The organism is Binatus sp. (SeqCode) (genome assembly GCF_035272065.1).
Classification (GTDB): domain Bacteria; phylum Desulfobacterota; class Binatia; order Binatales; family Binataceae; genus Binatus.
The window spans coordinates 1-7,047 of the sequence record NZ_DATEQZ010000077.1 but is presented as its reverse complement, the minus strand read 5'-3'; the positions used below and the strand labels follow the sequence as shown (position 1 = coordinate 7,047).

At 61.2% G+C, this 7,047-nt stretch carries 9 protein-coding genes; 4 read left to right on the top strand and 5 right to left on the bottom strand.

Annotation, left to right across the window (positions count from 1 at the left end; all coding sequences use genetic code 11):
• The 5 genes from VJX68_RS14510 to VJX68_RS14490 all read right to left on the bottom strand — a co-directional run.
• The coding region (locus VJX68_RS14510; RefSeq protein ID WP_324096427.1) for an acyl-CoA dehydrogenase family protein at nt 1-401 on the bottom strand (401 nt) is incomplete at its 3' end.
• A gap of 3 nt (nt 402-404) precedes the next feature.
• Nucleotides 405-1,577: an acyl-CoA dehydrogenase family protein gene (locus tag VJX68_RS14505; RefSeq protein ID WP_324096426.1), complete on the bottom strand. Its 1,173-nt coding sequence runs from the start codon at nt 1,575-1,577 to the stop codon at nt 405-407.
• 200 nt (nt 1,578-1,777) lie between these two features.
• Complete coding sequence (locus VJX68_RS14500; protein ID WP_324096425.1) at nt 1,778-2,737, bottom strand: MlaD family protein; 960 nt, start codon at nt 2,735-2,737, stop codon at nt 1,778-1,780.
• Nucleotides 2,730-3,551, bottom strand: coding sequence for an ABC transporter ATP-binding protein (locus tag VJX68_RS14495; RefSeq protein ID WP_324096424.1), 822 nt, complete (start codon nt 3,549-3,551; stop codon nt 2,730-2,732). The genes VJX68_RS14500 and VJX68_RS14495 overlap by 8 nt, the downstream gene beginning before the upstream one ends.
• 13 nt (nt 3,552-3,564) lie before the next feature.
• A complete protein-coding gene (locus VJX68_RS14490; RefSeq protein WP_324096423.1) occupies nt 3,565-4,647 on the bottom strand; it encodes an MlaE family ABC transporter permease in 1,083 nt (360 codons plus the stop codon).
• Nucleotides 4,648-4,991: 344 nt separating this feature from the next.
• Between VJX68_RS14490 and VJX68_RS14485 the strand changes: the two genes are divergently transcribed.
• The 4 genes from VJX68_RS14485 to aqpZ form a co-directional block, all read left to right on the top strand.
• A complete protein-coding gene (locus tag VJX68_RS14485; protein ID WP_324096422.1) occupies nt 4,992-5,417 on the top strand; it encodes a cation-transporting P-type ATPase in 426 nt (141 codons plus the stop codon).
• A 391-nt stretch (nt 5,418-5,808) separates the two neighbouring features.
• Entirely contained in the window at nt 5,809-5,937 is a 129-nt protein-coding gene (locus VJX68_RS14480; protein WP_324096421.1) for a hypothetical protein, read from the top strand.
• Nucleotides 5,938-5,956: 19 nt separating this feature from the next.
• Nucleotides 5,957-6,379: an archease gene (locus tag VJX68_RS14475; protein ID WP_324096420.1), complete on the top strand. Its 423-nt coding sequence runs from the start codon at nt 5,957-5,959 to the stop codon at nt 6,377-6,379.
• Between the two features lie 182 nt (nt 6,380-6,561).
• A partial coding sequence (gene aqpZ / locus VJX68_RS14470; protein ID WP_349255922.1) for an aquaporin Z occupies nt 6,562-7,047 on the top strand: 486 nt, incomplete at its 3' end.

The following is a 7,047-nucleotide window of genomic DNA, read 5'->3' as shown; positions in this document are numbered from 1 at the left end:
TCTCCCTTCAAATCCGCGCGTGTGGTGGCGCCGGCGAGATCGGAACCGCTGCCCGGCTCGCTGAAGAACTGGCACCAGGTATCTTCCCCGGTGAGAATACGGCGAAGGAACTTCTTCTTTTGCAGATCCGATCCGTGCTCCAGCAGGGTTGCCGCGGCTAGCAATCGCACTCCGGAGTTAGCGGCGCGGACAGCGCCCACGTTGGCGAACTCATCCTCCACCACTCGCGCCAGCGCGTGCGGAAGTCCGCGGCCGTACCATTCCTTCGGCCATTGCGGCATTCCCCATCCGGAATCCGCGAGTTTGCTGCGCCACTCCACCAGCGACATATCAGGATCCCAGTTGGCCGCCAGCCACTCGCGCACTTCGGCACGCACCTCGGCTTCGCTGACTTTGCTCATCGCTCAAACTCCCCAACGCTGCATCAAGAGTTCCCTGTGGTAACTCGGCTGACCGAGGAACACCTCCGAGCTTTTGGCTCGCTTAAACCAGAGATGCGTGTCGTTGTCCCACGTAAAGCCGATGCCGCCATGAATCTGAATGCATTCGGCCGCCGTATGGAGGTACGTTTCTGACGCCGCAGCTTTAGCCAGACTGGCGAGTGCGGGCCACTCCGGATCCTCGGCCGCGGCAGCTTGAGCTGCGTAATAGGCCGCCGACTTGGCAAGCTCCAGGTCCAGCAGCATATCGGCGAGCTTGTGCTTGATGGCCTGGAACGAGCCTATGGTCCGCCCGAACTGCACCCGCAGCTTCGCATAATTTACCGCCGAGTCGAGCATGGTCTGGGCGCCGCCCACCATCTCATTAGCAAGCGCGATCGCCGCCCGATCGAGAGTACGGAGGATTGGCTCCGCACCATCATCGAGGTTGCCGAGCAGTTTTGCATGAGCGCCGCGAAAGTCGATGCACGCGATCTTGCGAGTAGGATCCATAGATTCCAGAGGGCGTCGTTCCACGCCGCTGGCATTCGCATCGAGGGTGAACAGTGCCAACCCCTCAAGGCCGGTAGTCTTCGGGGCACGTGCAGCGACAATCAAAAGCTCCGCCACGTGGCCGTCCACGACGAAACTTTTTACTCCGTCGAGACGGTAGCCGTCCGAATCGGGAGTGGCGACAACCTTGATACCGGCTGGATCCCAATTACCATCGGGCTCGGTGACCGCAAGCGTCGCCAAGCGTGCCCCTTTTGCGATCTCAGGCAACAAGGCAGATTTCTGCACCTCGGTACCAGCGCTGAGAATCGCATTGGCAGCGAGCACGGCCGAGGAGAAATACGGAGCGCAAAGCAGCGTGCGGCCAAGCTCTTCCGTAACGATGCAAAGCTCCACCATGCCAAACCCTGCGCCACCATATTGCTCTGGTACGTGGATGCCGGGCAGTGCCAGATCCTCGCTCAACTGTCGCCACACCGCACGATCGTAACCCTCGGCAGTTGCCATCAGGCGTCGAACCTCAGTAGTAGGAGATTTGTCGTTTAGAAATCGCCGGACCGCCGAGCGGAATTGCTCCTGCTCGTCGGTGAAAGCGAACTGGATTCTGTGGGCGGACGCAAGTGTCGATTGGTGAGACGTGCTCATCGTGCCTCCAAAGGTGCTCCCAGAGGACCTCGCGCCGCAAGAGATCACTTGTTCGCGGAGGCTTCGCGTTTCGCCGGAGGTCGTCGGGTTGCGGTGCGAGCAACGCCGAACAACCGGATGCCATCAACAGCAGCGCGGCGCACAGTAAGCCGTGCACAATCGCGCACGCTGGGTTGGACTCATGGCTGCTCGCTCCTGGGCTACTTACCGCGCACGATCGAGCTTGGGTTGCGTTCGAGATAGTCAGTCAGCTCGCGCATCGAACGCGCCGAGTTGGAAACCTCGATTAGAGTTTGGTTGAGCTGATAGGCGAGCGGCGCCTGCGGATCGAAGGTCGCTTGGAGATTGGCGAGGGCGGCCTGCGCCTGCGCCAGAGTCGCACTTGCCTTGTCCGCCGTCTGGCGCAAGCTCTTGGCCATCGGGCCGGTTTGCGCGTTCATGTTGTCGGAGAGGCGGCGAATGCTCGACGCGGTTGCGGCCAGCTCCGCCGAAGCCTTTGCAAGATTGGCCACGGCATCCTGCAACTGCTGCGAGGTCGTAAACTTTTTTAGCGCCTCCAGCGTCGCGCTCAGGTCGGACACCGCCTTGTCGAAATCGGCTCGCTGCAGATGCTCAAGAATCTGCGTGACTGTAACTTGGGCCTGCTCGAGCGCGGTCGGAATCGTTGGAATTTCAACGTACTCGTCGTTCTGCGGCTGCACGAAGTTGGCGGGGGTGTCGGGCAGCATCTCTAGGTCCACGTATAGAATCCCTGTGAGGAGACTCTCCATCGCGAGCACGCCACGCAATCCGTGCTGCACGGCGCGCTGGATATGCTGTGGGTCGGCCAAATCGGTGTTGCGGACGCCGCGCGCGCGCATCATCTTCTCGTCGAGTTCGACGATCACCGCGATTTTGACCTTTGCTGGAATTTCCTCGACCGGCTCGCCGCGCGGATTGAAGCCGAGCCGAATTTCTTTGACAGCGCCGACCGGCACACCTTCCATCTTCACAGACGCGCCGACCAGCAGGCCGTTCACGCTGCCTGAAAAGTACATCACGTATTGACGGGTCTTGCGGAACAGGCGGCCCGAACCAAGCGTGACGATCGCGATGACGACGATCGCGATGGCGCCGATCACGAACCCTCCGATCAGTGCCGGACTTACGCGCCTACCCACCGGTCCGAGCCTCCGCGCGCTTTTCGAGGTTAGGACGGAGAAATCTTTGTACGGCCGGAATATCGCAATGGTCGCGCAGTTCGCGCGGATCGCCTTGCGCGATCATCCGGCGCGATATCCCGTCGAGGAACGCGGAGTTGTTTGCGATCATGAAGATGCTCGCGAGGTCGTGCGTGACGACCATAATCGTGGCGCCCAGGCTGTCGCGGAGCTCGATGATCAGTTCATTGAGGAGTCGGGTGCTTATCGGATCGAGTCCCGCCGACGGCTCGTCAAAGAAGAGCACGTCCGGATCCAGCGCCATTGCGCGCGCCAGCGCGGCGCGCTTCTGCATGCCGCCGCTGATCTGGCTTGGATAATAGTCTTCGAAACCCTTAAGTCCGACCAACGCGAGTTTGAGCCGCGCTATTTCACGAATCTCATAGGGACTCAGATCGGTGAACTCGCCGAGCGGCAATCCGATGTTCTCCGCGAGCGTCATCGGACTCCACAGCGCGCCGGACTGATAGGTTACGCCGAAGCGCCGCAGCATCCGCTGGCGTTCCTCCGCTGACGCGCGGGTGAAGCTCACGCCTTCGTACAGAATTTCGCCGCGTGCGGGCTCGAGCAGCCCGATCATGTGACGCAGCAGTGTGGACTTGCCGCATCCGCTGCCGCCCATCACGACGAAGATTTCGCCGCGGCGCACGATGAAGTTCAGGTCGCGCATGACCACGAAGTCGCCGAACGCCATTGTGAGGTCGCGCACTTCGATTCGTGGCTTGGAGGTGTCGGTGCGCGCCCGCGTCGCGCCTGCTTCATTGGATTTCGCCATTCGCTGTCCGGGCTCATACACCGAGCGCGTGATAGACGAACGCGAAGATGCCGCATGCAACGACGATCATCACGATTCCGGTCGCGACCGCCGCGGTGGTCGCCTCGCCGACCGCCGACGAACTGCTGCCGCATTGAAATCCGCGCATGCATCCGGAGAGCGCCACCAGCGCGCCGTAAACGGTGGCCTTGACGAGACCGCCAATTATGTAACCTGCGGTTATCGAGCGGGCGGTCTCGTTCAAATAGACAGTCAGCGAAATACCGAGCATCAGCGATCCGATCGTCGCGCCGCCAAAGATGGCGATCAGATCCGAGTAGAGGCACAGCAGCGGCATCATCAATATCAGCGCGATCATGCGGGGCAGCACGAGAAACTCGAGCGGCGAAATTCCCATCGTCGAGAGCGCGTCGATTTCCTCGGTCACCTTCATCGTGCCGAGCGCCGCCGCGAATGCGGCGCCGGTGCGGCCGGCCATGATGATCGCCGTCATCATCGCGCCCATCTCGCGCGTGACGCCGATTCCGACCAGGTCGGCGACGTAGATTTGAGCGCCGAGTTGACGGAGTTGGATCGCGCCCATGAAAGCCAGGATGATTCCGACCAGGTAGCTGATTAGCGCGACGATTCCGAGCGCGTCCGCACCACACTGCTGAATCGCGAGCATCAAGTCCGACCTGCGAAAGCGAGCCTGCCCGCGCATCATGCGGCCGAACGCAAGGATCACTTCTCCCATGAAATCCAGAGAGTCTGCGACCGATTGGCCGTAACCGATACTGACTGCACCGACGCGCTCGAGAATCCCTGCGCGCCGAACCTCGCGGCGCGCGCCTTCGGTCTCGGGCACCGCTCGCGCCAAATCAAGCAGGCGTTGCACGCCCTCGGGCAGGCCCGCGCGATCGACGGCGATCGAGCGAATATCGCAAGCTTCAATCAGTACTTCTATATAGGCGACGAGCCCGCTTCCCCACTCGCGCAGAGCGCTGGTGTCGAAGGTGATTCGCGCCGGGCGTGGCGCAGTGTCGAGTACTCTTTCGAACGGCACATCGGACACGCCGGCGAGGTGAAGGCGCCACTCGCCCACGAGCCGAACCATCACGGTGGCGTCAGTCGCACGCGAAAACGAAACGTGAGCCGAGGCGGCAGTGATTGGCGAAGAGACCATGGGCTCTCAAGTGTGCTTAGTCAAAACCTAAACCCCTGTGCCTACTAGAAACTCCGAACGCAGCGAAAAGTCGAGAGTTTTGGATGGGCCGTGGCCAACTTACTTCTTGGACCGTCGACTTCCGCTCCGATGGCGACCTGTAGCGTTTACGGAAACACTTGCAGCATCGTCGATCCAGCCGCACGAGAAACTCGGAGCCAGGTCGTCGCTCCCGCAATAGAGGCAGACCAGCTTGTTTGATTTCGGCTTGCTACCCATCTTCTACCGGAGCGGTCGTGCAGGTTTGGCTTTTCTCGGCTCAGTTTTCTTTCGCCTCCTATGAAAATTCACCACCTCCCGCCGCCGACGCCATCGCGAGCCTCAACAGTACTCCCCAAGGGCTTTCATCCGTCGGGGCACAGCGGAGGCTCGGCGAATACGGGCTCAATCGGGTGGAGGAAGTCGCGCGCGAATCGATACTCCTACGCTTCCTGCAGGAGTTCTCTCACTTTTTCGCGCTGAGCCTCTGGCTAGCCGCGGGATTGGCCTTTCTAGCTGAATGGAGTGATCCGGGGCAGGCCATGGCAAAGATTGGTTACGCGATCCTGGCCGTTATCTTGGTCAGTGGGCTGTTCTCGTTCTGGCAGGAATTCCGGGTCGAACGAACGCTGGCCGCATTGCGTGAGCTGCCGCCGCAACAGGTCGATGTTGCGCGAGGGTAAAGCGGTCCGGCTGCTGGCAGACCAACTCGTCCCATGCGACATCGTACTGTTGGAGCGCCGTAGCGATCGGACTGATTTTCTTTGCGATCAGCCGCATCCTTGGCGTTCCCGCGCGCCCCTCCTCAACTGTGCGCCGCACTTCGGGCAGCACTGGATAGCGGATTGCCACACGCGGCGCAGAACTTCCTTCCGGTTATGCTTTCGGTTCCGCACTTCGTGCAGCGCATTGCGTCTACCGTCCCGCAGGCAGATGGCCAAAGTATCGGGTTTGGACGGCCCAATTGATAGATGCGCGACCTGCTCGCGGTGGAAGGCGCCGAAGAGGTCCACGACTTGCGGGTGCGGTCGCCTCGCAGCAATTCGCGCTAGTGGCGCACGCGGTGATAGAAGGATGGACGCAGATCACGATCGCGTGCTGGCGAAAACGTCGCACCCGCTCGAGTGCAGGTTCAACATCCGCCACATGACCGTGCAGCTCGAACGCGATAGCCGGCGCGAGCGCGAGCCCGGGCACTTCTGAAAGATCAGAGGAGTTGCAAATGGCCGATAAAGAAGGACTCTACAAGGAGCTCGAGCGCGGCAAAGTACTCGCGATCGAGATCGAAGCGGACAGCCGCAACGCGCTGCTGGCCCGCGCCACCACCGTGCTGTCGCGAATCATGGTCCAGCCGGACAACGTTAAGGCCGCGGCCCGGCAAGAGATCGAAATCGTCGACGATACCGACGTCGAGATGATGCACGACATGCTGGGCGCCGCGCTGAACGTGTTCCGCAGTGGTTTCCTCTGGCGCGATGCCGAGCTCGAGGAGCGCGGCGGCCCGATCGTGGTGTGGCTCTCGGGCGAGCAGTACGACCCGGATCGCCATAGTCTGCTTACCGAGATCAAAGGCGTCCAAGAGCATCAGTTGGTCGTCGAAAACAAAGACGGCAAGTGGCGCACCCGGATCACGTTCGATATCTGAGCGATGCCCGAAGTCGATCCACCCGCCTTGACAGTCACGTCCCGGGGATCGCGGGCAGGGTATGTGATGATTGCATTTGCAAAAAATCTTGCAGAGGAAGGCCATTCCGTCTATATGGCCAGTGGGAACCGGAGAGTCAAAACGGAAATCCCAGCCAAGGTCTCTAACGTCGGAGGTCGGATATGAGTATGACGCGGCGATTTGCAGCGGAGTTAATCGGCACCTTCTGGCTGGTTTTCGGGGGATGCGGTACTGCCGTAGTCTCCGCCGGCTTTCCTAAGGTCGGCGTCGGCCTGCTCGGCGTTGCGCTGGCGTTCGGCCTGACTCTCCTCACGATGGCGTTCACGATCGGAACCATCTCGGGATGCCACATCAATCCCGCCGTCACCATCGGACTGTGGGCCGGCAAGCGATTCCCGGGCAAAGAAGTCCCAGCATACATCATCGCGCAGGTGATCGGCGGGATTCTCGCTTCGACCGTGCTCTTCGTAATCGCTAGCGGCGCAGCGGGATTCGACGTGAGCGCCGGATTCGCCGCAAACGGCTACGGCGAGCATTCGCCGGGCGGCTACAGCCTGGGCGCAGCGTTCGTCGCCGAAGTCGTGCTGACCTTCATGTTCCTCATCGTGATCCTCGGCTCGACCGACAAGCGCGTGCCCGTGGGCTTC

Bases quoted from the DNA above. Each gene is read 5' to 3' on its own strand.
- VJX68_RS14475 (WP_324096420.1), top strand. From the start codon at position 5,957: ATGGCCGATAAAGAAGGACTCTACAAGGAGCTCGAGCGCGGCAAAGTA.
- VJX68_RS14505 (WP_324096426.1), bottom strand. From the start codon at position 1,577: ATGAGCACGTCTCACCAATCGACACTTGCGTCCGCCCACAGAATCCAG.
- VJX68_RS14490 (WP_324096423.1), bottom strand. From the start codon at position 4,647: ATGGTTCGGCTCGTGGGCGAGTGGCGCCTTCACCTCGCCGGCGTGTCC.
- VJX68_RS14480 (WP_324096421.1), top strand. From the start codon at position 5,809: ATGGACGCAGATCACGATCGCGTGCTGGCGAAAACGTCGCACCCGCTC.
- VJX68_RS14495 (WP_324096424.1), bottom strand. From the start codon at position 3,551: ATGGCGAAATCCAATGAAGCAGGCGCGACGCGGGCGCGCACCGACACC.